A 25309-nucleotide genomic window follows, 5' to 3' on the forward strand; every position below is an offset into this window, starting at 1 on the left:
TGAACCGCGCCACGAAATAGCAGGCGAACTCCCGCCCCACGTAACCCTGGTTGCCCACGCGCCCCGCCACCGTGGTGAAACCCTCGATCTCGTTGCGCTCGGGAATGACCCGGAAATAACTGCCCTTGTCGCTCCGCGGGTTGTCGATCAGGATGTGCGACTGCTCCGACTCGGGATAGGTGAAACGGAAAAAGCCGGACTTCGAGGCGGCGGTCAGCTCGGCCCGGATGCCGTAGTCGTCGAGGTTCACGGCATAGTAATGGGGTTTGGCCGTCTCGCTGTCGTGCGAATAGCTCGAGGCGCGCTCGGCGGCATCGACCTTCAACGTCCCCACCGACGGCATGATCGTAAAGGCTCCGTACTCCGACATGGCCGCGCCGTTGGGATAGTGCGTGGCACGGAACCCCTGCAGCCTGTCGTGCTGCCAGGCATAGGCGATGTCGTTCTCGGCGGTCTGGGGCGACCACTGGGTCATTGCAAACGGCAGTCCCACGCCCGGATAGACGAATCCGTGGGGACGTTCGGCATTGCTCAGCGTGGACTGTTTCCGCCATACGTCGGTACCGATCCGGGTATCGACATATTCGAGCAGGCTGCCCGACGGTTCTGTCGTCCCGTCGGTGCGGGATGCAGCCTCCGCGGCCTGAAAAAAAACGAGGGCTCCCAGGAGCAGGCGAAGTTTCGGATGATGGTGCATTTTTCTGAAGTTTGGTTCGGACGGATGCAGTCCTGCGCGCAGGACTGCATCCGTCCGGAGCTGTCCCCATGCGCGACAGGACCGACAAAAATAACAAGAAATCGGCAATCTTCCCCCTCTTTTCGCCGGATTTTGCACCTTGCATTCCGGCGCCGACCTGCTGCCGCGCTTCCTCCGAGGGCCGCATTCCCCGCCATCGGCGGTTATTTGGCCGCAAAGGCTCCGTTTTTGCCGCAGAGGGTTCCATATTCGCACAAAAACAGTATCTTTGCAGGCGATAAACCTGCAAACACAATGAACGCTATCACACGCACCGATTTCACCTTCGAAGGCCAGAAAAGCAAATATGTGGGCAAAGTCCGCGACGTATACGACATCGACGACCGATACCTCGTCATGGTCGTGACCGACCGGATCTCGGCCTTCGACGTCGTCCTGCCCGAGGGCATTCCCTACAAGGGACAGGTACTCAACCAGATCGCCGCCAAGTTCCTCGATGCTACCGCAGACATCCTTCCCAACTGGAAGATCGCCGTTCCCGACCCGATGGTCACCGTGGGCCGCAAGTGCGAGCCCTTCAAGGTGGAGATGGTCATCCGCGGATACCTCTCGGGCCACGCCTGGCGGGAGTACAAGGCCGGCAAGCGGACCATCTGCGGCGTGGAGATGCCCGAAGGGATGGTCGAGAACCAGCGGTTCCCCGAGCCGATCATCACCCCGACCTCGAAGGCCGCCGAGGGCCACGACGAGGATATCTCGAAGGAGGAGATCATCGCATCGGGGCTCGTAAGCCGCGAGGAGTACGAGCAGCTCGAAAAATATACGCGGGCGATCTACCGGCGGGGCTGCGAAATCGCCGCCCGGATGGGTCTGATCCTCGTGGACACGAAATACGAGTTCGGCAAGAAGAACGGCGTCATCTACCTCATGGACGAGATCCACACCCCCGATTCGTCGCGCTACTTCTATGCCGAAGGCTACGAGGAGCGGCTGGCCAGGGGCGAGCGCCAGAAGCAGCTTTCGAAGGAGTTCGTGCGGGAGTGGCTCATGGCCAACGGTTTCCAGGGACAGGCCGGACAGCAGGTTCCCGAGATGACCCCCGAGATCGTCGGCGGCATCACCGACCGCTACGTCGAGCTCTACGAGCAGATCACCGGCGAGAAGTTTGTCAAGGCCGAAGGGGCGACGGACACGCAGGCCATCCTGCAGCGGATCGAGAAGAACGTCTCCGAGTGCCTGAAGGGCCTCAAATAGGATCATCTTCCGGCCTCGGGCCTCAAGATTCCAGGCAGCAAACAGGCGGCAAAATGTTTTGCCGCCTGTTTGCCGTCTGACGGCAAGCCACTTCCTGCCTCTCCGGCCGAATCGGCACCCTCCCCCGCACCGCCGTCTTTCGGGCGGTCGAATTAATTGGTATATTTGCAGCCTCGGACCTGCCGGCAGCACCGGGGAAAAAGGCTCCGAACCGACACATCATGCTCGAACAGATCATCTCACAACGACTCCAGATTCCCCTGCCACAGGTCGAAGGCACCGTCCGCCTGCTGCGCGAGGGGGCCACAATCCCCTTCATCAGCCGCTACCGCAAGGAGGTCACCGGCTCGCTCGACGAGGTGGCCGTCGGCTCCGTCCGCGACCTGCTGGAACGGCTCACCGAACTCGAGGCCCGCAAACGGACGATCCTCTCCACGATCGAAGAGCAGGGACGGCTGACCGGCGAACTCCGTACACGGATCGAGGCGAGCTGGGACGCCGCCGAGGTCGAGGACCTCTACCTGCCCTACAAGCCCCGCCGGCGGACCCGCGCCGCAGCCGCCCGCGAGCGGGGGCTGGAGCCGCTGGCCAACCTGCTCATGGCGCAGCACACGCCCGACATCCGGCGACAGGCGCAGCGGTTCGTCACGGCCGAAGTGCCGACTGCCGACGACGCGCTGGCCGGAGCCTCGGACATCGTCGCCGAACGGATGGCCGAGGACGACCGGATCCGCAGCGAGGTGCGCCGCAACTTCTCGCGCGAGGGGATCGTGCATGCGCGCGTGGCGAAGGGCAAGGAGCAGCAGGGCGCGAAATACGCCGACTACTTCGATGCCGCGACGCCCGTCCGATCGGTTTCGTCACACCGCCTGCTGGCCATGCTGCGAGGCGAGGAGGAGGGCATCCTGAAAGTCTCGGTGGAGGTCGATGCGGAGCGGATCATCGAACGGATCCGCCGCCGGTTCATCCGCCCCGGATCAACGACCCGCACGTGGCTGGAAGCAGCCGCCTCCGACGCCTTCCGCCGGCTGATCCGCCCCTCGATTGAGAGCGAAACACTCGCGGCCGCCAAGGAGCGCGCCGACGACGAGGCCATCCGCATCTTTGCCGAAAACCTCCGCCAGCTGCTGCTCGCCTCACCGCTCGGGCAGAAGCGCGTCATCGCCCTCGACCCCGGGTTCCGCACCGGATGCAAGGTCGTGGCGCTCGACGCACAGGGGAACCTGCTCCACCATACGGTCATCTACCCCCACCCGCCCCAGTCGCGCACGGCCGAGGCAGCCGAGACGCTCCGCCGTCTGGCAGCTCGTTACCGCACGGAGGCGATGGCCATCGGCGACGGAACGGCCGGCCGCGAAACCGAACAGTTCGTCCGCGGACTGAAGCTTCAGGGTGTGGAGCTGTACACGGTCAGCGAAGACGGCGCCTCGGTCTACTCCGCATCGGCCGCGGCCCGCGAGGAGTTCCCCGACGAGGACGTAACCGTCCGCGGCGCCGTGAGCATCGGCCGAAGGCTGATCGACCCGCTGTCGGAGCTGGTGAAGATCGACCCCAAGTCGATCGGCGTCGGCCAGTACCAGCACAGCGTGGACCAGGCGAAACTCCGGGCCCGGCTCGGAGATGTGGTAGAAAGCTGCGTGAACCGCGTGGGAGTCAATATCAACACCGCCTCGAAACACATCCTCACCTACATCTCGGGCCTCGGGCCCGCCCTGGCCGAGAACATCGTCGCCTACCGGGCCGCGAACGGAGACTTCCGTACACGGAGCGAGCTGAAGAAGGTACCGCGCCTCGGGGCCAAGGCCTTCGAGCAGGCGGCCGGGTTCCTGCGCATCGTCGGAGGCCGGAACCCGCTGGACAACAGCGCCGTGCACCCCGAATCCTACCCGATCGTCGAACGCATGGCCGCCGATGCCGGCGTAAGCGTCGAGCGCCTGCTCGCCGACCGCGAGCTGCGGCGCACGATCCGCCCCGAACGCTACGTCACCGCGCAGGCCGGGCTCCCCACCGTGACCGACATCCTCGAGGCGCTCGACAAACGGGGGCTCGACCCCCGCGAGGAGCTGCACACCTTCGCCTTCGCTCCCGACGTGCGGACGATCGACGACCTGCGCGAAGGGATGACCCTGCCGGGCATCGTCACCAACATCACCGCCTTCGGCGCCTTTGTGGACATCGGCATCAAGCAGGACGGGCTGGTGCATGTCTCACAGCTGGCCGACCGCTACGTCGCCTCGCCGGCCGAGGTGGTCCGCCTCGGGCAGCATGTCGAGGTGCGCGTTACGGGTATCGACACGCTCCGGAGCCGCATCTCGCTCTCGATGCGCCGGGACGGATAGCCCGGCAGCCGCACCGCAAGACGAAGGGCGGGCGAACCCGATGAGGTTCGCCCGCCCTTTGCGTCTCCGTCCGGACAGGGATCATTCCGCATCCGGAGCCGTGCGGATCACCAGCTCGCCCTCGCCCAGCGCATCGTGGGCGACGAACCACCCCTCGACAGGCTTTCCGCTGCAGGTAACCGATTCGATCCGGCGCCCCTCGCCCTCACGGCGGATCGTCCAACGGTGTCCGTCGCCGAGCGCCACCTCCGTACGGTCGAACAGTGGCACGGTGACGATGTACTCCGGATCGGCCGGCGAGTAGGTATAGAGGCCGATGGCATTCAGCACGTACCACGACGACATCTCCCCGGCATCGTCCATGCCGCAGAGGGCCAGTCCTTCGGGGCCCATGCCGTAGAAACGGTCGAGGATGTAGTCGATGAGCTCCTGCGAACGCTCCTGGCGGCCGATGAAGTAGTAGAGGTAGGCAAAGCCGTGGTCGGGCTGGTTGCCATGGCAGTACTGCCCGATGAAACACGAGAGGTTATCGACCTCGTACCCCTCCCACGGGATCGAGAAGAGGCGGTCGAGTTGCTCGCCGAAGGCCTCGCGGCTCGGGTAGAGCGCGATGAGCCCCTCGGTGTCGTGCGGGGCGAAGAAGGTCTGCTGCCAGGCGTTCGCCTCGCGGTACATGTATTCGTAGTAGGGATAACGCTCCTCGAAGGGGGTGATCCACGACCCGTCCTCCAGGCGGCCGCGCATGAGTCCCGTCGAAGGATCGAAGCAGTTGCGGTAGTTCTTCGTGCGGGCCATCAGCAGGTCGTGGTTCTCCCTGTCGCCCAGCGCCTCGGCCAGCAGCGCCACGGCGTAGTCGTCGTAGGCGTATTCGAGTGTCTTCGTGACGGCCGCCCGACAGACCGTGTTGGTCACCGGATGGTCGTAGTTCATCTCGGGGATGTAGCCGCGGGCGATGTATTCGTCGAGCCACGGACGGCTCGGGCCCTGCACCGTGGCATTGCGCAGCACGAGGTTGTAGGCACGCTTCACGTCGAAGCCCCGGATGCCGCGCAGGTAGCTGCCGGCCACGAATGCCGAGGCATGGTCACCGTGGAAGAAGGTCGGCATGAAGCCTCCGCGCTTCTCGCCGCGGTCGGTATCGGAGCTGATGACATCGGCCGCCACGTCGGGGGCAAGCAGTCCCAGGAGGATCAGTTTGTTGCGGTAGTCATCCCAGTAGGAGGGACTTGTATAGTAACGGAAATTTGCATCGCGGACGACTTCGCCCCGTTCGTCGGTATATTCGCCGTTCACGTCGCTGCGCAGCGCCGGCCAGAGGAACGCACGGTAGAGCGACGAGTAGAAGAGTCCCTTCTCGCGTTCCGTGCCGCCCTCGACGCGGATACGGCCCAACAGGTCGTTCCACGTATCTGCAGCCGCCTGACGCACCTCGGCAAAGGAGCGGCCGAGCAGTTCGGCCTCGAGGTTCCCGCGGGCGTTCGCCTCGCTCACGAACGAGAAGCCGATGCGCAGTTCGAGGGGTCCCTCTCCCTCGCCAAAGCGCACGATACGGATCTCGCGGTCGCCTTCCCGAACCGGTTCGACTCCCGTCACGGAGCGGTTGGCCACGGCATAGAAGTACATCGTCTCGCCGGTCCGCTGCCATCCGGCAAAGGTGTTGTCACCCACCTTGCGGATCTCCCAGCCGCGGACCCGCTCGTTCGAGCGCTGCAGGTCGGCCAGCACCGAAGGCTCGGCCCCCTCGGGGAAGGTGTAGCGGTGCAGGGCGCAGCGCAGCGTCGTCGTCAGTTCGGCATCGACACCGTAACGGTCGAGGAAGACCTCGTAGTAGCCCGGGGCGGCCGTCTCACGGTCGTGGCTGTAGGGCGAGCAGTAATCCTCCGGAGTCGGGATTCCGGTTACGGGCAGCAGCGGGATGTGGCACAGGTTCCAGTGCCCCTTGTTCGAGTGGGTGAACCCGTAAATCACCGTATCCTCGTACTGGTAGCCCGAGCCGCTGTGGAACTTGGTGACGGGACTCGCCTGCACCAGGGCGTTGGGCAGCGACGCCCCGGGAAAGACTTCGGCTCCCCAGGTGCGCTTCGTGGGCCGGAAGCCCAGATCGGCACTGTCCCACAGCGTGGCTGTTCCGAGCAGCGGATTGACATAATCGGTGAGTTGTTTTTGCTGCGGGGCACACCCGACAGCCGTTGCCAGCAAGGCAATGAGCAGAAAGGTTCTTCGCATGAGTTCAGGAGATTTGTTATACAAATGTAGCGCATTCGCCCGGTCCCGCGCAAGCGCTTTGCGGCAAAAAAGCTATCTTTGTCCCGCAAGCAGACTATTCTTGCACAAAATCGGATAACCGCATGGACGCAATCGCGCAATTTTTCGTGGAGTGGGGATACGTGGGGCTCTTCCTTTCGGCTTTCATCGCCGGAAGCATCCTGCCCTTCAGCTCCGAAGCGGTGATGGTCATCCTCACGGGCATGGGCCTCGACCCCGTCGGCTGCCTGATCGCGGCATCGCTCGGGAACACGCTGGGCGGCATGACCTGCTATTGGATCGGCTCGCTCGGCCGCACCGAGTGGATCACCCGCATCGGCATCACACCCCGCCAACTGGCCCGGGCCCGGAAATTCCTCGCCGGGCGCGGCGCCCTGATGGGATTCTTCGCCTTTCTGCCGACCATCGGCGAGGCGCTTGCCATCGTCCTCGGACTGATGCGCAGCAACGTGTGGCTCACGGGCATCTCGATGCTTGCGGGCAAGGCGCTGCGCTATGTCGTCATCCTGCTCTCGTTCGAAGGGGCCGCAGCGCTCTTCTGAGCACAACTCCCCACATGCGGAAACAACAGCGTCCGGATCTCCCCTGCGGGAAATCCGGACGCCGCATATCTGCCGGAAGGCCGGCTACTTCGACGACGCGAGCGGAGCGGCCTGCGTATAGGTCCGGGCGGCCAGCTCCTTGTCGAGCATGTAAAGCCCGAACTTGTTGCCCTCGACGGCCTCGCAGGCGCCGATCATCTCGCGCGCCGACTCCTCCTCCTCGACCTGCTCGTCGATGAACCAAACGAGCATGTTCGACGAAGCATAGTCCTTATCTCCGGCGGCGATGGCGGCCAGATTGTTGATCATCGCCGTCACCTTCTGCTCGTGTTCGAGCGTATCGCGGAACATCTCCAGCGGTGAGTCCCACGACGTGCGGACCTCGGCGATCGGCTGCAAACGCACCTCCGCATCCCGCGAAAGGATGTAGTTCATCAGGATGCGGGCATGGTCCTGCTCCTCCTGGAACTGGACATAGAACCAGTTGGCAACGCCCTTCAGCCCCTTGGCCTCGGCGTCCACCGACATCGAAAGATAGAGATACGCCGACCACATCTCGGCGTTGATCTGCGCATTGAGCGCTTCGTGCAATTGCTGACTCAACATAGTTTATCGTAATTTAAGGATTCGATCCGTTCTCTTACGACAAATATAGGACATTTTCCGAACTTTGAGCCGCCCCGGCAACAAATACGACGAAAAATCCGCCGGGGGCGGGTTTTCGCGCAGGCCGACCGCGGCGCCCGGCAACGCAAGGCGTCCGGAGCGGATCCGCAGACTCCCGGATCAGTCGTCGAGATCGATGAGCCGGAAGTCGAGGTCGAACTTCATCTCGAAGCCGTTGTCGAGCTCGACCTCGTAATCGCGGCGGTCGCGTTCGAGTTTCAGCACCCGGGCTTCAGGGAAGTGTTTGGCTACATAGGCGGCAATCTGCGGAGGGATAAGTCGCGCCGGCACCTCGGCCCCGTACTTGCAGTCGATGTCGGTCCAGTTCCCTTTTCCGTCGAACACCACCACCATGCCATCGACCATCACCACCTTGTACTCGGTCGAGAACCACTCGGTCTCTGCCTTGGCGAACGAAACATCCACTCCGGGGAAGCTTTCGGCCAGGAACGCCTGCGCTGCAGCGGGCAGTTTATCGGCCGTAATCAGCCGGTCCCGCTCCATGCACGAGGTCGCAAGGCCGAGTGTCAGCAGGGACGCTCCCATCCAACCCACGATTCGTTTTGCTTTTGATTTCATATGTTACTCTCTTCTTCTCGTTGTTTTCCGTCACAAAGCTAATCTGCGAAACTGAAACGTTTCTGAAACGCCGCGTCAATCCGCAACCCGGAGCGTGAAACAGTGACGCCCCTCCGCGTAGCCGTACCCGATCCGCATGCCGTAGAGGCGGCACACGGCATCGACGATCGCCAGCCCGAGCCCCGTCGAACCCTCCCTCTTCGTCCCCTGGTAAAAGCGGTCGAAGACATGCTCGCCGTCGAGCGCCCCGCCCGCACCGCTGTTGGCGACGCTCAGGCTGCCGGCGTCCACACGGACGACGATCTCGCCGTCCGCATCGCCGTGCACAAAGGCGTTCTTGAGCAGGTTGCCCACGACACTCGCCGCGAGCGACGGGTTCATCCGCACGGTCAGCTGCCCCTCTTCGAGCAGCGTAAAGCGGATCCCGCGGTAGGCATAGATCTCCCCGAGGTCCTCGGCCGTACTGCGCACCAGGGCATTCACATCGACCGGCTCGGACTCGGGGAACTGCCCGTTCTCGATCTTCGAAAGCAGCAGCAGCGACCGGTTGAGCCGCACCAGATACCCCAGCGTCCGCTGGACCTTGGCGATCTCGCCCAGCTGCTCCTCCGTGAGCGATCCGCCATCGACGAGCATCTCAAGTCGGTTGCCGCACACGGCCAGCGGGGTCTGCATCTCATGCGAGGCGTTGCCGATAAACTGCTTCTGCCGGTCGAACAGCGATTCGGCCCGGGCGGCATACCGCCGGGCGGCATCGTTCAGCCGACGGAACTCCACGACCTTCGTATCGGCCTCGAGCGGCGGATTGGCCGCACCGACCGTATAGGCGTCGAGCCACCGCAACAGGGCGTAAAGCGGCTTCATCGTGCGGTGCAGGACGACGGCCGTCACGATCAGAATCAGCCCGAGCAACAGCACGTACAGTCCGACGATCCACCACAATACGGCCCCGACCAGTTCGGTCTTCTCGACCGCCGGCGACGTCACCGTCAGTTCGCGCCACTGCCCCGCACGGTCGCGGAACATCATCCGCAGCACGCGGGCCGGCTCCTCATTGTCCCGTTCGGGAATATAGACCTGCTCGTCCGAAAATACCGTCTGCGGGCGCGAAGCGGCATAGCCGGCAGGTACCTCGAAGAGTTTGTACCCGCTCGTACCGCCCCCTTCGGATGCGGGGGCGTGTCCGGAAAGCACCTGACGGATGATCACTTCGGCGCGTACCTCCAGCGCATCGTCCACCTCACGGTCGATCCGGGCCGTCAGGGCAAAATAGAACAACAGGGCCCACACCGCCAGCAGCAGCGAGAGTACCCATGCCAGGTGCAGGACGATGCGGTAGACAAGTCTCATGGACGGACCAGTTTGTAACCGAAGCCGTAGACCGACTTGATCTCGATGTCGGCCCCCGCGGCCTGGAGTTTGCGGCGCAGGTTCTTCATCTGCGCATAGACGAAGTCGAAGTTGTCGGCCTGGTCGATGTGGTCGCCCCAGACCCCTTCGGCCAGAGCCGCCTTATCGACCGTGTGGTTCGGGCGGGTCATGAAGTAGTGCAGGATGTCGTACTCCTTGCGCAACAACTCCACGGGACGCCCGGCAACCTCGACCCGACGGCTGTCGGGCCACAGGCGCACGTTCCCCGCCTCGAGGCTCGCCTGCCCATCGCGCTGGTGGCGCCGCAGGACGCTCCGGATCCGGGCGCTCAGCTCGGCCAGGTGGAACGGCTTGGGCAGGTAGTCGTCGGCCCCGAGTTCGAGTCCGCCGATCTTGTCGTCGAGCGAGTCGCGCGCCGAGATGATGATCACGCCGGCACGCTGCTGCCGCTGCCGGAGGGCTTCGAGCAGTTTGAGGCCGTTGCCGTCGGGCAGCATGATATCCAGCAGGATGCAGTCGTAATCGTAGGCGGCGATCTTGTCCAGCCCCGATGCGTAGTCGGCGGCCTGCTCGACCACATACTGTTCGCGGCGCAGCGTCTGCACCATGATCTCCCGCAGGGAGGGTTCGTCTTCGACAATCAGCAGTTTCATACGTTCAGTTTTCAGGCAAAGGTACGCTCCGATTCCGAAAGGAAACCGAAATCGGGGCAGATCAGCGCAGTTGTCCCGTCCGTTCGAAATAGGCCTTGAGCACCAGGAGGGAGATCAGCCGCTCGCGACGACGGTCGCGGAACTGGTCGATATAGGCGTGGGCGTGGGCCACGATCGCCTCGGCCTCCTCGGGATGGGTGCTGTAGTGGTGCATACGCTCCTCGAGGTCGGCATAGTCGGGCCGGATCTCCACATAGTGGTAGCCGGGAATGAGCGTACCCTCCATGAACCACGTCTCGTAGGTCGGCCGCGGCATGACGGCCAGCGAATTGGTGGACATCACCCACTTGAGGTTCGTGGCTACATCGTTGCCCTCGATGGCCAGGATATAGCGGTAGCGCAGGTGGTCGTACATCGAGATGTGGGGCTTCGTCCACTCGGGCGGCAGCGACGGATGGCGGTTCGAAATGCCCGCATCGCAGCATGCCGAGCCGAAATAGCGCTCCATGAAGCGTTTGCGCAATACGTGGTTCGGGTGGTGGCAGTTGATCGCGCTCCGGAAGATCGCCCGGTCCTCCTTCGCCCGGAACGGAATGTCGTCGCGCAGGAAGACGAAGTGGCGGAACTTGTCGAGGTTGAGCAATACCGAGTTGGCATTGTCGCCCGCAATCGGGCGGCTCTTGACGACCGACGGAATCGGAGGCACCTCGGTCACGTCGCCGGGGATCATGTTCCACAGCAGGCCATCGTCGAACCAGCGCGTAAATTCGTAGGAATCGAAGAAATAAGCCGTGCGGACACCCCGGCCGAGGCGATGTTCTCCGAGCGGATGCAGCCCCTCGGGCAGAGGCACCCCCTCTGCCGGCAGGCGGTTGTAGTAATCGACGCGCTGCAGGATGTAGTCGCGATCGCCGCGCGACGCGACCTCGGCCAGCACGCCTTCGAGCCGCTTCTGCAGCAGGCGGTGCGGCACGGCGTACCGGGCAAGGTTCCGCACGAAGTAGAACAGCTTGACGGGTTTGTTGTGGAGAATACGGTTCAGTCGGTTGTCCATAGCTGCGTCTGTTGTGTTGAACAAAGATAACGATTTTCCCCGAACCGCCGCATGCCGGAAGCGGAAAACAGACCGGGCAGGACCGGCACGTGAAACGGGATGGCCGGGAGCCCCGGTCCCGCAAACGGGAGACAGGAAGAACGACGCGGCCGGATGGCGGCACGGCAGGGAAACGAAGAGGCGGAGACCCTCGTCGGATCTCCGCCCCGTTCCGTACACGGATTCAGGAGGATTACTCCTTGTGTCCGTCGTATGCCCACTTCACATAGATGGCACCCCACGTATACCCGCCGCCGAATGCCGACAGGATGAGGTTATCGCCCTTGCGAAGCTGCGATTCGTAATCGTAGAGACAAGTCGGGATCGTTGCCGCCGTCGTGTTGCCGTTGCGGTCGATGTTGATCATGCACTTGTCGGCCGTGATGCCCATACGGCGCGCCGTGGCGTCGATGATGCGCAGATTGGCCTGGTGCGGAACGAGATAACGGATATCGTCCGACGAAAGGTTGTGGCGCTCCATCATCTCCACCGACACGTCGGCCATCTTCGACACGGCAGCCTTGAAGACGGCGTGTCCGTCCCACGTGATCGTGTGCCAGTTGTTGGCCACGGTCTCGGCCGATGCCGGATAGCGCGAGCCACCGGCCTTCATGTAGAGCTGCAGCTCGCCCGAACCGTCCGAACGGAGCAGCGAGTCGATCACGCCGTAGCCCTCGGTATTCGGCTCAAGCAGCACGGCTGCGGCACCGTCACCGAAGATCGGGCAGGTCGAACGGTCCGTATAATCGATGATCGAGGACATCTTGTCGGCACCGACGACAATCACCTTCTTGCTCGTGCCGGCCTCGATGAACTTGGCACCCGTGGTCAGGGCGAAGAGGAAACCGCTGCAGGCAGCCGAAACGTCATATGCGAATGCGTTCTTGCAACCGGCCTGGTCGGCGATCAGGTTGCCCGTCGAGGGGAAGAACATGTCGGGAGTGACCGTGGCGCAGATCACCACGTCGATATCCATCGGGTCCACCCCCGTCTTGTCCAGAAGATTGATCACCGCACGTGCTCCCATGTAGGAGGTTCCGACGCCCTCGCCCTTGAGGATATGGCGCGTCTTGACGCCGATGTGCGACATGATCCACTCGTCGGTCGTGTCTACCATCCGGCTCAGCTCTTCGTTGGTCAGGATGTAATCCGGAAGGTACTCGCCCACTCCCGTGATCGCTGCTGTTATCTTACCCATTAACTTCTCTTTTACCTGGTTTTGTGTTACTGATTTTGAAATACCCGCTGCAGCTTCGCCGTCAGTCCGGCCTTGATGACCTGCTCGGTCGAGAGGATCATGCTGCGGATCGCCTTGGGAGAGGAGCATCCGTGGCCGATGATGACGGGCGCATTGACGCCCAGAACCGGCGTGCCGCCCACGTTTTCGTAATTCATGGAGTCCCAGAAGACGTTGCCGCCCCCGAGCGCCTTGTTGATGCGGTAGAGCCCCTCGGCCATCTTCAGCACGGTGTTGCCCACGAAACCGTCGCAGACGATCACGTCGGCCACCTTGCCCGAGAAGATGTGCGACCCCTCGACGTTGCCGACGAAACGGATGCGCGGCTCGGCCTTCAGCAGCTCATAGGCTGCCTTCGACTGGGCGTTGCCCTTGGTCTCCTCCTCGCCGATGTTGAGCACGGCGACACGGGGACGCTCGATGCCCAGCACCGCCTCGGCATAGATCGAACCGATCAGACCGTACTGTGCCAGCACCTCGGGCTTGCAGTCCACGTTCAGCCCCACGTCGAGCAACAGGGCAGGACGCCCCGAAGCCGTCGGAACGATCGACGAGATCGTCGGACGGATTACCCCCTCGATGGGCTTGACGGCATACATCGAACCGACCATCATGGCTCCGGTCGATCCGGCGCTGGCGAATCCGTCGATTGCGCCCTTGGCCAGATAGCCGAAACCTACCGTGATGCTCGAATCGGCCTTGCTCTGGAAAGCCTTGGCCGGATGGTCGCCCATCTCGATCACCTCGGTGGTCGCCACGATGTCGAACCGCTCGGCCGGGCACTTCTCGGCAGCCAGCACCGCCTTGATTTTCTCTTCGTCGCCGAACAGCACGATACGGCTGTCCGACCCGATCGCGTCGAGCGCCATGACAGCCCCCTTGACGGCTGCTTCGGGAGCGAAATCGCCCCCCATGGCATCTATACCAATCTTTAACATACTCGTGCGATTTGGTTTTTATCCCGGCTCCGTCCCGCAACGCATCCGGACGGTTCCGAGGAGCCGTCCGGCAGGGCCCGCGGGCCGAAAGCCGCGCTTATACTAAAAAAGAGGCAGTCCCTCCAGCAGGGAGTCCTCTTTCGTGCCGGCCTATTCGTCGGCCTTCTTCTCGATGGCGAGCTTACCGCGGTAGAATCCGCACTCGGGGCATACACGGTGATAGAGCACCGAAGCACCGCAGTTCGAGCAGGTTACGACCGTCGGAACGACAGCCTTGTAGTGGGTTCTGCGCTTATCGCGTCGCGTCGACGAGATTTTGTGTTTAGGATGTGCCATTTTACTACTTGTATTATGAGTTTAACGTATTTCTGTACCTTTTATTTTGTGCCGCCGTTTTCCTCCGCTTCGTCGGCCTCCATCCGTTCGCGCAGCGCCGCCAGCTTGGCCCACTCTCCTTCGGGAACGGCGTGCTCCTCGGCCCGGTTCTCGATAGCCGAGAACTCCTCGTCGGAGACGATCCGGAAACGCTTGAGCATCTCGGGATCGCACTCTCCCTCGGGGTGCACGCGCTGGTAGGGCAGCGACAGTACGATGCTCTCGTAGATGTACTGCGAAAGATCCACCTCGTCCTCGCCCGGCAGGAGCCAAAGCACCTCGCCGTCATACTCGCGCGGTTCGTCGGAGAACTTCACCAGCAGCTGCCCCTCGAAGTCAATCGGGATGCGGCAATCCTCCAGGCAGCGGTCGCAGGCGACCACCACATGGCCCGTGATGCGGACATCGGCCGTAAGCATCGTCTCGCCCCGCTCGAGCGTGACCTCGACGACACACCGTCCGTCCTTGATCTCCGAACTTTCGAAGGCCTCGAACAGCGGTTTGCCGACCTCGAAACGGAACTCGTGGGTCCCGTTTTTAAGGCCTCGGTAGGCAATCGAATATCCTTCAGCTACCTCCATTTGTACGCATTTAGTGCGCAAAGTTACTAAAAAATAGGACAACTGCAAAGAAAACCGCGAGTTTTAGCGTCATCATCCGATTCGCACCCCCGGAAATTTGGCATTGCGCACGAGTTGTATTATATTTGTGGAATATGGCAGACAAAGGGGGAGGATTCACGATCGAGGTCACCAGCCGCTACGAAGGCTGGTGGCGCTACAACGTCGCACTGATGTGCGGCTGCTTCGACGCCGCGGACAACCGCACGGGGTTCGCCTCGGCCTCCTCGGAGATCGTCCCCGTCGGGGCCAACCTCAAGGAGCCGCCCGCCACGCAGGCCGGACGGCGGCACATCGCACTGACGACCGACCCCTGCGACCACCTCATGCTCTACGTCTACATCATCCCCCACACGCTGCCTGCGGACAACGATATCGACGCCACGAGACCCTTCGACATCGAACTGCGCATCAGTTGCAACGGCCGGCGCATACGGAGCGAAAAGCGCCGGATCAACCAATGGTCGGGAGCCTCGATCGAGCTGCGCGTGGCAGCCGACGGCAAGTGACCCGCAGCCGAAACCCTCAACAAAAAAACTTCACGACAACGATGAAAACGAAACTGCTACCCCTCATGCTGCTGGCGGGAATAGCCCTTTCGGGCTGCGGCACGGCCGACACGGCGGCCGACTCCTTCGTCCGGGTCGAAAACGGACAGTTCCTGCTCAACGACAAGCCCTACTACTTCATCGGCACCAACTTCTGGTATGGCCCCATCCTCGGATCGCAGGGTCCCGACGGCGACCGCGGGCGTCTGGCCCGCGAGCTCGACGCACTGCGTGACCGCGGCGTGACGAACCTCCGCGTGCTGGTGGGTGCCGACGGCGAGGAGGGCGTACCCTGCAAGATCGAGCCCATCCTGCAGACCGCACCGGGCGAGTACGACGATGCACTGCTCGACGGGCTGGACTACTTTATGCGCGAGGCAGCACGCCGCGACATGAAGGTCGTACTCTACCTCACCAACTCGTGGGAGTGGTCCGGAGGCTACTCGCAATACCTCATGTGGGCCGGCGAGGAGAAGGCCCCAATCCCGGGGATTGATGGATGGAACCCCTTCCGCGAATATGTCGCCGGCTTCATCCCCAACGAGCGGGCCCGGGAGATGTTCGCCGACCACGTGCGCTTCATCGTCGGCCGTACGAACCGCTACACGAACCGGAAGTACAGCGAGGATCCCGCCATCTTCTCATGGCAGATCTGCAACGAACCCCGCGCATTCAGCGATGAGAACAAGGAGGAGTTCGCCCGCTGGATCGGTTCCACGGCCCGCCTGATCCGCTCGCTCGATCCCAACCACATGATCTCGACCGGCTCGGAGGGGTTGTTCGGCTGCGAAGTGGACACGCTGCTGACCGAGCGCATCCACGCCTTCCCCGAGATCTCCTATGTCAATCTCCACATCTGGCCCTACAACTGGCAGTGGGCCACGGCCGGGCACCTCGACGAGGAGTTCGACAACGCCCGGCAGCTGACCCGCGAGTACCTGGAGTGCCACCTCGACATCGCCGAGCGGCTCAACAAGCCGGTGGTCGTCGAGGAGTTCGGATTCCCGCGCGACAGCGTCCGCTTCGACCGAGGCACACCGACCCGCCTGCGCGACGCATACTATACCGACCTGCTCGACCGGGTCATCGGCTCGAAAGCCGAAGGCGGACTGCTGGCCGGCTGCAACTTCTGGGGCTGGGCCGGCGAGGCGCGTCCGGCCCACCACAACTGGCAGCGCGGCGACGATTTCTGCTGCGACCCGGCCCACGAGCCGCAGGGCTTCTACTGCGTCTACGACGACGACACGACCGCCGAACTGATCCGTGACGCCAACCGCCGTCTCGAGGCGACCCCGCTGCCGGGCGAAGCGACAAAAGTCCAATAAGGAAAGGCCTGCGTCGGCCGACGTCCGGCGACAGTTTTCCCAAGCGATACGTCCCGCAGTTCCGATTTGGAAACTGCGGGACGTATCCTTTCATGCCGTCCGTCCCCATCCGCCCCGCCCGTCCTGCCCGTTCCGGCCGAGAGCAAAACACAGCGATGCTTCCGGTCTTGTGCCCGGGAGCATCGCAAAAAAAAGAGGGATCCGGCGAAGCGGATCCCTCCAACTATGGTCTTTTGCGGGTCAGACTACTTGTTGTAAGCCTTCATCACCGAGATCAGGTCGAGGACCTTGTTCGAGTAACCCCACTCGTTGTCGTACCATGCAACAACCTTCACGAAGGTGTCGGTCAGAGCGATACCGGCAGCCTTGTCGAAGATCGACGTACGGGGATCGCCCAAGAAGTCCGACGAAACGACAGCCTCCTCGGTGTAGCCCAGCACACCCTTCAGCTCGCCTTCCGAAGCCTCCTTCATGGCAGCGCAGATCTCATCGTACTTCGCCGGCTTGGCGAGGTTTACGGTCAGGTCAACAACCGATACGTCGAGGGTCGGAACACGCATCGACATACCCGTCAGCTTGCCGTTCAGCGAGGGGATCACCTTACCTACGGCCTTGGCAGCGCCGGTCGAGGAGGGGATGATGTTGCCCGAAGCGGCACGGCCACCACGCCAGTCCTTCATCGAGGGACCGTCTACGGTCTTCTGCGTAGCGGTGGTCGAGTGAACCGTCGTCATCAGACCGTCGGTGATGCCGAACTTGTCGTTCAGAACCTTGGCGATCGGGGCGAGGCAGTTCGTGGTGCACGATGCGTTCGAAACGATCTTCTGGCCAGCATAGGTATCGGTGTTCACGCCGCATACGAACATCGGCGTAGCGTCCTTCGAGGGAGCCGACATAACAACGTACTTGGCACCGGCTGCGATGTGAGCCTGAGCCTTCTCCTCGGTCAGGAACAGACCCGTCGATTCAACGACGTACTCGGCACCCACCTCGTTCCACTTCAGGTTTGCGGGATCCTTCTCGGCGGTTACGCGGATGGCGTGGCCGTTCACGATCAGCTGGCTCTTCTCGAGGTCGTAGTTGATCTCGCCCTTGAACTGGCCGTGCATCGTGTCGTACTTCAGCATATAGGCCAGGTAGTCTACCGGGCAGAGGTCGTTGATGCCTACGATCTCGTACTTGTCAGTCTGCGTGCAGGCAGCACGGAAAACCATACGGCCGATACGACCGAAGCCGTTGATACCAATCTTAATAGTTGCCATAATGTTTTGATTTATTTGTTAGTAAAAAACTCGCGTCGTTTTTCCACGCGCAAAAGTACACACTTTCTAAATTTTACGCAATAAAAATCGTAAATTTTTTAATGAATGCCCGCCGCCTTGGCGCGCTTGGCCATAGCCGAGGCGAAGACGAAATCGTTCAGTTCCGGATTGTCGGCGTGCAGGATATCGTCCTTGGTTCCCTCCCACCACTTGCGGCCGTTGTGGATGTATACGATCTTCTCGCCGATCTCCATCACGGAGTTCATGTCGTGCGTATTGACGATCGTCGTGATGCCGTACTCCTGGGTGATCTCGTGGATCAGGTTGTCGATGACGATCGAGGTCTGCGGGTCGAGGCCCGAGTTGGGCTCGTCGCAGAACAGATAGCGCGGGTTCATGACGATGGCCCGGGCGATGGCCACCCGCTTGATCATGCCGCCCGACAACTCGGCCGGGTAGAGGCGATTGGCGTTCTCGAGCCGCACGCGCTGCAGGCAGAAGTTCACCCGCTCCATCTTCTCGCGTTCGCTCTTCGAGGTAAAGAGGTCGAGCGGCAGCTTGACGTTCTCCTCGACGGTCGAGCTGTCGAGCAGCGCCCCGCCCTGGAAGATCATCCCGATGTCCTTGCGGATCGTCTTGCGCTCGCGGAAGCCCAGCCGCGTGAAGTTCACGTCGTCGTACCAGACGTCGCCCGCATCGGGCTCGTGCAGCCCCACGAGGGTCTTCAGCAGCACGGTCTTGCCCGAGCCGCTGCGCCCGATGATCAGATTGGTCTTCCCGGTCTCGAACTCGACCGAGATATCGTCGAGGACCGTGCGTCCGTCGAACGACTTGACGATATGTTCGGCTCGTATCATATCAACAGCACTTGCGTCAGGATCAGGTCGAAAAGCAGGATCACGATCGAGCTGGCCACCACGGCGCGCGTCGATGCGGCGCCCACCTCGAGCGAGTTGCCGCGGGCGTAATAGCCGTAGAAGGCCGAGATCGAGGTGATGATGTAGGCGAAGAAGACGGTCTTGATGAGCGTGTAGGTGATTGAATAGGGGCGGAAGTCCATCAGCAGGCCATCGACATAGTCGGCCGGGATCATGATTCCGGTGGCTGCGGCGATGAGCCAGCCGCCGATGACGCCGATCAGGATCGAGAGGATCGTCAGGAAGGGAAAGAAGATCATCGACGCCACGATCTTCGGCAGGATGAGGTACGAGGCCGAATTGACCCCCATGATCTCCAGGGCGTCGATCTGCTCGGTGATGCGCATCGTGCCGATCTCCGAGGCGATGCTCGAGCCGACCTTGCCGGCCAGGATCAGCGCCACGACGGCCGATGAGAACTCGAGGATCATCGTCTCGCGCGTGGCATAGCCGATGAGCGACTGCGGGATGAACGGCGAGTCGAGGTTGATCGACATCTGGAGCGTGATGACCGCACCGATGAAGATCGAGATGATGGCCGTCAGCCCGATGGAGTTCACGCCGAGGGCCTCCATCTCGTAGATGATCCTCCGGCGGTAGATGGCGGCCTTCTCGGGACGGGAAAAGACCTTCCCCATCAGCATGAAATAGCGCCCTATGAGTTCGAATACCTTCAACATGGTCACTCCTTGGTCTCTTCGAAATCGACGTAGTCGCCGACCTTTTCCGACACGCGCTTCTCGGGGGCGTCGGACGTGCGGTAGACCTTCACCTCACCCTCGCGCTCCTGCTTCGGAGGCCGCTGCCGCGCCCCGAAGCCGCGGGGATCGAAGCCGCCCGCGGCACCGCCGAATCCCTCGCCGAAACGCTCCTCCATCTCCTTGCGCATGCGGTAGATCCGCCAGCGGAAGAGAAGCACGCCCGCAACGAGCAGCAGAACGAATCCCATAATAAAATACAGTATGAATAGTGCAATACCCTTCAGCAGCGCCGGAGCACCCAGCGCCAGGATCAGAATGACGAGCACGGTCAGCGAGTTCCGCTGTACGAACCCCACGAGTGCGTCGATGACTGCCATCAGATATTTCATCGTTCGTTTTTCGAGTTACAGCCCTACAAAGGTAGGGAAAATTATGCGGATTTCAATAAATGTCGTAATTTTGGTGCCGGAAAGCAAAAATCACCACACGACCATGATAACCCCGCTCACAGCCATTTCGCCCGTAGACGGGCGCTACCGTAACAAAACGGAAAAACTTGCAGATTATTTTTCGGAAGCGGCACTGATCCGCTACCGCATCCGCGTCGAGATCGAATACTTCATCGCCCTGTGCGAGCTGCCGCTGCCGCAGCTTGAGGGCATCGACCACGCCCGCTTCACCGACCTGCGCCGGCTCTACACCGACTTCTCCGAGGCCGACGCGCTGCGTGTCAAGGAGATCGAGTCCGTCACCAACCACGACGTAAAGGCCGTCGAGTACATCATCAAGGAGAAGATGGATGCGCTGGGGCTCTCCGCATACAAGGAGTTCGTACACTTCGGACTCACCTCGCAGGACATCAACAACACATCGATCCCCCTCTCGCTCAAGGAGGCCCTCACGGGGGTCTACTACCCCGCCGTCGAGGAGGTGCGCGACAAGCTGGCCGCCTTCGCCAGGGAGTGGCACGACGTGCCGATGCTGGCACGCACGCACGGGCAGCCCGCCTCGCCCACGACCCTCGGCAAGGAGTTCATGGTCTTCGTCGAGCGGCTCGAGAAGCAGCTGGCCATGCTCCATGCGATCGCCATCCCGGCCAAGTTCGGCGGCGCCACGGGCAACTTCAACGCCCACCATGCGGCCTATCCCTCGATCGACTGGGTGGCTTTCGCCAACCGGTTCGTCGGCGATACCCTCGGGCTGAGCCGCTCGCAATACACCACGCAGATCGAGCACTACGACAACCTGGCGGCGATCTTCGACTGCATGAAGCGCATCGACACGATCCTTGTGGACCTCTCGCGCGACATGTGGACCTACATCTCGATGGAGTACTTCAAGCAGCGCATCAAGGCCGGCGAGGTCGGCTCGAGCGCCATGCCCCACAAGGTGAACCCCATCGATTTCGAGAATGCCGAGGGCAACTTCGGCATCGCCAACGCCATTTTCGAGCACCTCTCGTCGAAACTCCCCGTCTCGCGCCTGCAGCGTGACCTGACGGACTCGACCGTGCTGCGCAACATCGGCGTGCCCGTGGCCCACGCCGTGATCGCCCTGCAGTCGCTCATGAAGGGGCTGGGCAAGGTGATCCTCAACCGCGAGGCGCTGGACCGCGACCTGGAGCAGAACTGGGCCGTCGTGGCCGAGGGCATACAGACGATCCTGCGCCGCGAGGGCTATCCGAAGCCCTACGAGGCGCTGAAGGCCCTGACACGCACCAACACCCACATCACGCGCGAGGCGATCGCCGCCTTCATCGAGACGCTCGACGTGGCCGAGACGGTGAAGCAGGAACTGCGCGCCCTCTCGCCCGCGACCTACACGGGTGTCTTCCGGTAACCGGCAGCGAAGATGGGATTCGGGCTTGTCCTCTACGGCATCTTCGCCGTGTTTTTCCTCGTACTCGGAGTCATCTTTTTCCTGGGCCGCGGAGCGCGGCTGATCGCCGGCTACAATACGATGCCGAAGGAGGAACGCGCACGTTACGACGAAAAGGCGCTGTGTCGTTTCATGGGCAAACTGATGTTCTACTGCGCCGTCTGCATGCTCCTAATGGGCGCCGACAAAATCCACCCTCACCAGGGGTTCGGAGCTGCCGGCATGATCTGGCTGGCGATCGGCGCCGTCGCAGCGGTGATCTACGCCAATACGGGCAACCGTTTCCTGAAAAAGCCGCCGCAAAGGCGGGACCCGGAGGGAAAATATCCCCCACGGACATAAGAATAGAATGAAGCGAGCCGCCGAAGGATTCCGATCCCCGGCGGCTCTTCGTTGGCACGCACTTTGCCCATTCCTGAAGCAACTGCGGCACAGCAACCGCAGTGAGGTTTCTTCATTTATTTAAGTTTGGGTTAGTAGTTTAGGAGGGCCATCCTCCGGAGGCGGCAGGCAATCGCGAGATCCCCTGCCGCTTTTTCATGCCGTCCCGGCCACGCCGCGGCAACACGCACGATGTGCCGCGACCGTGACGGAACCGCGCGGCACACAGAGTCTGCGACCCGCCGGAAGCACACGCACAGGGCAGGGGTCAGAACTCCACCGTGATGCCGATCGAGGGCAGCAGCGTGCCGCTCTCCTGCCGGAGCACCTTCATTTTGTAGCGCTGCTCCGAGACCGGATCCTCGGGATTGAGGATCTCGCCCGTGGACATCAGCACGTCGGGCTGCCGGAGTTTGCTCACCGTGACGTTCTGCAGGTCGATGTAGAACCCCAGCATGCACCCCTTGAAGTAGAAGATCTTGTCGATGCGCAGGTCGAGCTGCGCAAAGGCGTCGAGCCGTTCAGCATTGTAGCGCGCATAGTCATAGTAGGGGCGTCCCTGCGCATCCCACGCCTCGACGAGCGACGACTTGTCGGCATCGTAAGGCGTATAGGGGGCCCCGCCCACGGCGCTCAGCTTCGCGCCGATGCTCCAGTTGCGGGGCAGGTCGTACGTTCCGCTGACGTTCACCACGAAGCGGTTGTCCCACGCCGAGGCGATCCACGGCGACGAGCCGTCGCTGCGGTACTCGCTGCGGTAGAGCGTCACCGACCCCACGATGTTCACCCGCCCGGGAATCTGCCAGCGGGCCATGGCCTCCACGCCGTAGGCGCGTCCTTCGGCCGAAGAGACGAGCGCCTCATTGCCCACCACGCCGTAGTCGTTGCCCTTGCACGAGAGCGGAATCCCGTCGGCGAGCGACAGGGGCACGTCGTCATATCCTTTGTAGAAGTTCTCGAGCGAGAGGACCAGCCGGTCGCGCAGGTGCCAGCTTACACCGGCACTCACCGCCCCGACACGCAGGTAGCGCAGGTCGCGGTTCACATACTGCCCGGCATCGAGGTAGCCGAGTGCCGTATAGGGCGGCAGCTGGTAGTAGAGTCCGGCGCTGCCGCTGATCTTCCATCCCCCGCCCAGCACATACGACAGCGAGGCGCGCGGCGAAAGCTGGTGCCACGGCCGGGACATGTGGGAGGAGTAGTCGCACGCGTCGGCCCGCACCCCGGCCGATGCGGTGAAGCGCTTGTTTTCCGAGGAGTAGTCGGCTCCGACGAAGAGCCCCCAGCCGAAGATGCCCAGGTCGGTGCGGTAGTCGGCCGTGCGGGCTTCGTCGGTATAGAGGCGCTGGAAGGTGCGGTTCGTGTAGTCCGAATAGTTGAGTTCCGCCCCTTCGCGCAGGGTCCACTGTCCGAGATAGCTGCGGTTCTCGGCCCGCAGCGTGCTCTTCTGCTCCACGGAACGCAGGCGCAGCGTGAGGTTCTCCTCCGAGGAGTCGTCGTTGCCGCGATACTTCAGGTTGCGGTTGTTCAGGTAGTTGTGGCTCAGGGTTACCGTCTGCACGTGCTTCCCGGCATAGTGCTGCCACGAGGCACCGACCGTGAAGGTCTCCTGCTGGATGCGCGGCAGATAGCTCAGCAGGTACTCGGCATCCTCGCCCTTCTCATCGACGTTGAGCTTCATGTTGTCGATGCCGGCCAGCGCCAGAAAGGTCAGCTCGTCGCGCTCCGAGAAGCGGGTCTTGACCTTTACCTGCCCGTCGATGTAGTTCGGCAGGAACGGGAGCCCCAGCATCTTGAAGAGCAGCTGCAGGTAGGACTGCCTGAGCGAGAAGAGGTAGGTCGTCCTGTCGCCGATGTGGCCGCTGCCGCTGATCCCGGCGTCCGAGGCGCCGAGCGTCGCCTTGAAGGTCTGCCGCTCGGCATTGCCATCGCGGAGCTTGAAGTCGAGCACGGAGCTCAACGCCCCGGCCCGGTCGGCCGGGAAGGCCCCGGTGTAGAAGTTGATCTCGCGGATCAGGTCGGCATTGACGATGCTCACCGGACCGCCCGTGGCGCCCTGCGTGGCAAAGTGGTTGATGTTCGGGATCTCGATGCCGTCCATGAAGAACTTGTTCTCCGACGGGCCGCCGCCGCGCACAATCAGGTCGTTGCGGTAGCCCACCGGCGAGAAGGCCACGCCGGGATAGGAGCGCACGATGCGCGAGATGTCGCGGTTCGAACCGGGGCTCTTCTCGATCTCGCGGACCCCGATGACGTTCAGCCCCACGGGGCTCTCGACCGTCGCCCGGAAAGGCGAGGGACGGACCGTCACGGCCTCGACCTGCGTGGCATCCTCCTCGAGCTCGATCTCCACGAAGGGCGTAGCGGCCGAGACGAGGAACTCGGGGCTGACATAGCCCTTGTATCCGACCGAGGAGGCGACGAACCGCTGGATGCCGGGGCGTACCCGTTCGATGACAAACCGGCCGGTGGAGTCTGTCGAGGCGCCCCGCTGCTCCTCGCCCTGCACCACGACCGAAGCATAGGCGACCGGCTGGCGCGTCAGGCGGTCGATCACACGACCCGACACCGGGTATCCCGAGGTTTGCTGCGCCCGCACCGCACACGGCACGGCGAGCAACAGCAACAAGCATGACAGACAGATCCGTTTCATCGTCCTATTCCAGTTTTATGTCGAGCATCACGGGCAGATGGTCCGACGCCCTGCTCACGTCGCCCGCACGGAAGCGGTCCAACACCCGGGCATCCACCACATCGCATGCCACACCGTTGTCGAGTTGCAGAAAGTAGTCAATGCAGACCGTCGGTCCGTCCGACGGATAGGTCCCGGCATCGGTTCCCGAGAGCACCCGCCAGGCGCGCCGCAACTCGCGCAGCGTCTCCGAGCCGGGCTCGGCATTCAGGTCGCCGCCGAGGAAGACCGGCTTCACGCTCCGCCCGTAGCGTTCGCGCATCACCCGGTTGATCTCGCGCACCTGCTCGACCTGCGCCTCGGCCGAGACATGGTCCAGGTGGGTAGTGGCGATCACGAAACGCGGAAGCTCGACGACCGCCAGCACGCGCGGCTCGGCTCCGCCGGCCTGCGGCAGCGGCACGAAGAATTTGCGGACCGCCGGCTCGCGCGTCATGACCCCTTCGCCGTAGGCGCCGCCCTGGAACGGCATGGCGGGACCGTAGCAGAAGTCCCAGCCGCCCATCAGCCCGGCGACCCGTTCGAGTTGGAAAACGCCCCGCGTCCGGACGGCACAGCTGTCCAGTTCGTTGAGACAGACGGCATCGGCGCCGATCTCGCGCATCATGTCGGCAACAAGCCGATAGTCGTCCCGGATGTATTTGTTGAAGACCCCGACATTGTAGGTCACCAACCGCGTCACACCCGGCGCCTTGGCCGGAGCCTCCGTCCTTTCGGGTGCGGAACCGGTCATCCGGGCCATCGCACACGCAATCCATCCCGCCGCCAGAAACAGCGTCAGGAGAAGTTCCAATCGTCTTTTCATCGTTTTCGAACTTTTCCGGCCGGAAGGCCCGTAAAGGACCAAGGCACAGTCCCGCCGATTTCACCACGAAGATACGCAAAATAACGGTTCCGGACATCGCCGCCGGGAAAAATCGATCCTTTCGCCCTTCATTTCCGCCGGAACGTGCCGCCGACGGGGCCGGAAGAATCT

23 protein-coding genes and 1 pseudogene are annotated in these 25309 nt (G+C 62.6%); 7 read left to right on the plus strand and 17 right to left on the minus strand.

The features are described from left to right. Nucleotides 1–697: pseudogene (locus QZL63_RS01965) on the minus strand (hypothetical protein); the annotation flags it as partial. A 294-nt stretch (nt 698–991) separates the two neighbouring features. Between QZL63_RS01965 and QZL63_RS01970 the strand changes: the two are divergent. Beyond that, the gene (locus QZL63_RS01970) at nt 992–1951 is read left to right on the plus strand and encodes a phosphoribosylaminoimidazolesuccinocarboxamide synthase (protein ID WP_022307681.1); all 960 of its coding nucleotides are present in this window, start codon (nt 992–994) and stop codon (nt 1949–1951) included. A gap of 221 nt (nt 1952–2172) precedes the next feature. After that, on the plus strand, nt 2173–4290 hold the full coding sequence (locus tag QZL63_RS01975) for a Tex family protein (RefSeq protein ID WP_022307682.1): 2118 nt from the start codon (nt 2173–2175) through the stop codon (nt 4288–4290). Nucleotides 4291–4371: 81 nt separating this feature from the next. On the opposite strand, the gene QZL63_RS01980 is transcribed toward QZL63_RS01975, so the two are convergent. Next, nucleotides 4372–6516, minus strand: a complete 2145-nt coding sequence (locus QZL63_RS01980) for a GH92 family glycosyl hydrolase (protein ID WP_022307683.1) — start codon at nt 6514–6516, stop codon at nt 4372–4374. Nucleotides 6517–6638: 122 nt separating this feature from the next. On the opposite strand from QZL63_RS01980, the gene QZL63_RS01985 reads away from it, so the two are divergent. Next, on the plus strand, nt 6639–7097 hold the full coding sequence (locus QZL63_RS01985) for a YqaA family protein (protein WP_022307684.1): 459 nt from the start codon (nt 6639–6641) through the stop codon (nt 7095–7097). An 84-nt stretch (nt 7098–7181) separates the two neighbouring features. On the opposite strand, the gene QZL63_RS01990 is transcribed toward QZL63_RS01985, so the two are convergent. The 9 genes from QZL63_RS01990 to QZL63_RS02030 all read right to left on the minus strand — a co-directional run bounded on the left by QZL63_RS01990 (nt 7182) and on the right by QZL63_RS02030 (nt 14590). Further along, nucleotides 7182–7703: a ferritin gene (locus tag QZL63_RS01990; RefSeq protein ID WP_022307685.1), complete on the minus strand. Its 522-nt coding sequence runs from the start codon at nt 7701–7703 to the stop codon at nt 7182–7184. A 180-nt stretch (nt 7704–7883) separates the two neighbouring features. Beyond that, nucleotides 7884–8342: a PepSY-like domain-containing protein gene (locus tag QZL63_RS01995; RefSeq protein WP_290585619.1), complete on the minus strand. Its 459-nt coding sequence runs from the start codon at nt 8340–8342 to the stop codon at nt 7884–7886. Nucleotides 8343–8417: 75 nt separating this feature from the next. Then, entirely contained in the window at nt 8418–9692 is a 1275-nt protein-coding gene (locus tag QZL63_RS02000) for a type IX secretion system histidine kinase PorY (protein WP_022307687.1), read from the minus strand. Beyond that, the gene (locus tag QZL63_RS02005) at nt 9689–10366 is read right to left on the minus strand and encodes a response regulator transcription factor (protein ID WP_022307688.1); all 678 of its coding nucleotides are present in this window, start codon (nt 10364–10366) and stop codon (nt 9689–9691) included. The genes QZL63_RS02000 and QZL63_RS02005 overlap by 4 nt, the downstream gene beginning before the upstream one ends. Nucleotides 10367–10427: 61 nt before the next feature. After that, the gene (locus QZL63_RS02010) at nt 10428–11420 is read right to left on the minus strand and encodes a glycosyl transferase family 90 (RefSeq protein WP_022307689.1); all 993 of its coding nucleotides are present in this window, start codon (nt 11418–11420) and stop codon (nt 10428–10430) included. Between the two features lie 232 nt (nt 11421–11652). Continuing rightward, nucleotides 11653–12657 (minus strand): beta-ketoacyl-ACP synthase III, encoded by a 1005-nt coding sequence (locus QZL63_RS02015; RefSeq protein ID WP_022307690.1) that lies wholly within the window; start codon nt 12655–12657, stop codon nt 11653–11655. A 26-nt stretch (nt 12658–12683) separates the two neighbouring features. Beyond that, nucleotides 12684–13634: a phosphate acyltransferase PlsX gene (gene plsX / locus QZL63_RS02020; RefSeq protein ID WP_022307691.1), complete on the minus strand. Its 951-nt coding sequence runs from the start codon at nt 13632–13634 to the stop codon at nt 12684–12686. Nucleotides 13635–13784: 150 nt separating this feature from the next. Next, entirely contained in the window at nt 13785–13970 is a 186-nt protein-coding gene (gene rpmF, locus QZL63_RS02025) for a 50S ribosomal protein L32 (RefSeq protein ID WP_022307692.1), read from the minus strand. A 41-nt stretch (nt 13971–14011) separates the two neighbouring features. Beyond that, nucleotides 14012–14590: a YceD family protein gene (locus QZL63_RS02030; RefSeq protein WP_022307693.1), complete on the minus strand. Its 579-nt coding sequence runs from the start codon at nt 14588–14590 to the stop codon at nt 14012–14014. Between the two features lie 134 nt (nt 14591–14724). Here QZL63_RS02030 and QZL63_RS02035 point away from each other — a divergent pair, with 134 nt between their 5' ends. Then, complete coding sequence (locus tag QZL63_RS02035; protein ID WP_022307694.1) at nt 14725–15138, plus strand: hypothetical protein; 414 nt, start codon at nt 14725–14727, stop codon at nt 15136–15138. Between the two features lie 41 nt (nt 15139–15179). After that, nucleotides 15180–16502, plus strand: a complete 1323-nt coding sequence (locus QZL63_RS02040) for a glycoside hydrolase 5 family protein (RefSeq protein ID WP_022307695.1) — start codon at nt 15180–15182, stop codon at nt 16500–16502. Between the two features lie 245 nt (nt 16503–16747). Here the strand turns inward: QZL63_RS02040 and gap are convergent, their stop codons facing one another. From gap to QZL63_RS02060, 4 genes are all read right to left on the minus strand, one after another. Then, on the minus strand, nt 16748–17764 hold the full coding sequence (gene gap, locus QZL63_RS02045) for a type I glyceraldehyde-3-phosphate dehydrogenase (protein WP_022307696.1): 1017 nt from the start codon (nt 17762–17764) through the stop codon (nt 16748–16750). A gap of 98 nt (nt 17765–17862) precedes the next feature. Further along, a complete protein-coding gene (locus QZL63_RS02050; protein ID WP_022307697.1) occupies nt 17863–18621 on the minus strand; it encodes an ABC transporter ATP-binding protein in 759 nt (252 codons plus the stop codon). Continuing rightward, a complete protein-coding gene (locus QZL63_RS02055) occupies nt 18618–19361 on the minus strand; it encodes an MlaE family ABC transporter permease (protein ID WP_022307698.1) in 744 nt (247 codons plus the stop codon). The genes QZL63_RS02050 and QZL63_RS02055 overlap by 4 nt, the downstream gene beginning before the upstream one ends. A gap of 2 nt (nt 19362–19363) precedes the next feature. Beyond that, nucleotides 19364–19771 carry a DUF4834 family protein gene (locus tag QZL63_RS02060; protein WP_022307699.1) on the minus strand — a complete coding sequence of 136 codons (408 nt, stop codon included), beginning with the start codon at nt 19769–19771 and terminating at the stop codon, nt 19364–19366. A gap of 103 nt (nt 19772–19874) precedes the next feature. Between QZL63_RS02060 and purB the strand changes: the two genes are divergently transcribed. Together purB and QZL63_RS02070 are read left to right on the plus strand one after the other, a co-directional pair. Then, complete coding sequence (gene purB, locus QZL63_RS02065; RefSeq protein ID WP_022307700.1) at nt 19875–21221, plus strand: adenylosuccinate lyase; 1347 nt, start codon at nt 19875–19877, stop codon at nt 21219–21221. A gap of 12 nt (nt 21222–21233) precedes the next feature. Next, entirely contained in the window at nt 21234–21602 is a 369-nt protein-coding gene (locus tag QZL63_RS02070) for a DUF3784 domain-containing protein (protein WP_022307701.1), read from the plus strand. A gap of 307 nt (nt 21603–21909) precedes the next feature. Here QZL63_RS02070 and QZL63_RS02075 read toward each other — a convergent pair whose 3' ends face one another. Both QZL63_RS02075 and QZL63_RS02080 read right to left on the minus strand, forming a co-directional pair. Further along, the gene (locus QZL63_RS02075) at nt 21910–24294 is read right to left on the minus strand and encodes a TonB-dependent receptor (RefSeq protein ID WP_022307702.1); all 2385 of its coding nucleotides are present in this window, start codon (nt 24292–24294) and stop codon (nt 21910–21912) included. 4 nt (nt 24295–24298) lie between these two features. Beyond that, the gene (locus QZL63_RS02080; RefSeq protein ID WP_022307703.1) at nt 24299–25138 is read right to left on the minus strand and encodes an endonuclease/exonuclease/phosphatase family protein; all 840 of its coding nucleotides are present in this window, start codon (nt 25136–25138) and stop codon (nt 24299–24301) included. Nucleotides 25139–25309: the final 171 nt, after the last annotated feature.

Origin of the sequence: Alistipes sp. CAG:268 (assembly GCA_000434235.1) — a bacterium.
Taxonomy (GTDB): Bacteria; Bacteroidota; Bacteroidia; order Bacteroidales; family Rikenellaceae; genus Alistipes; species Alistipes avistercoris.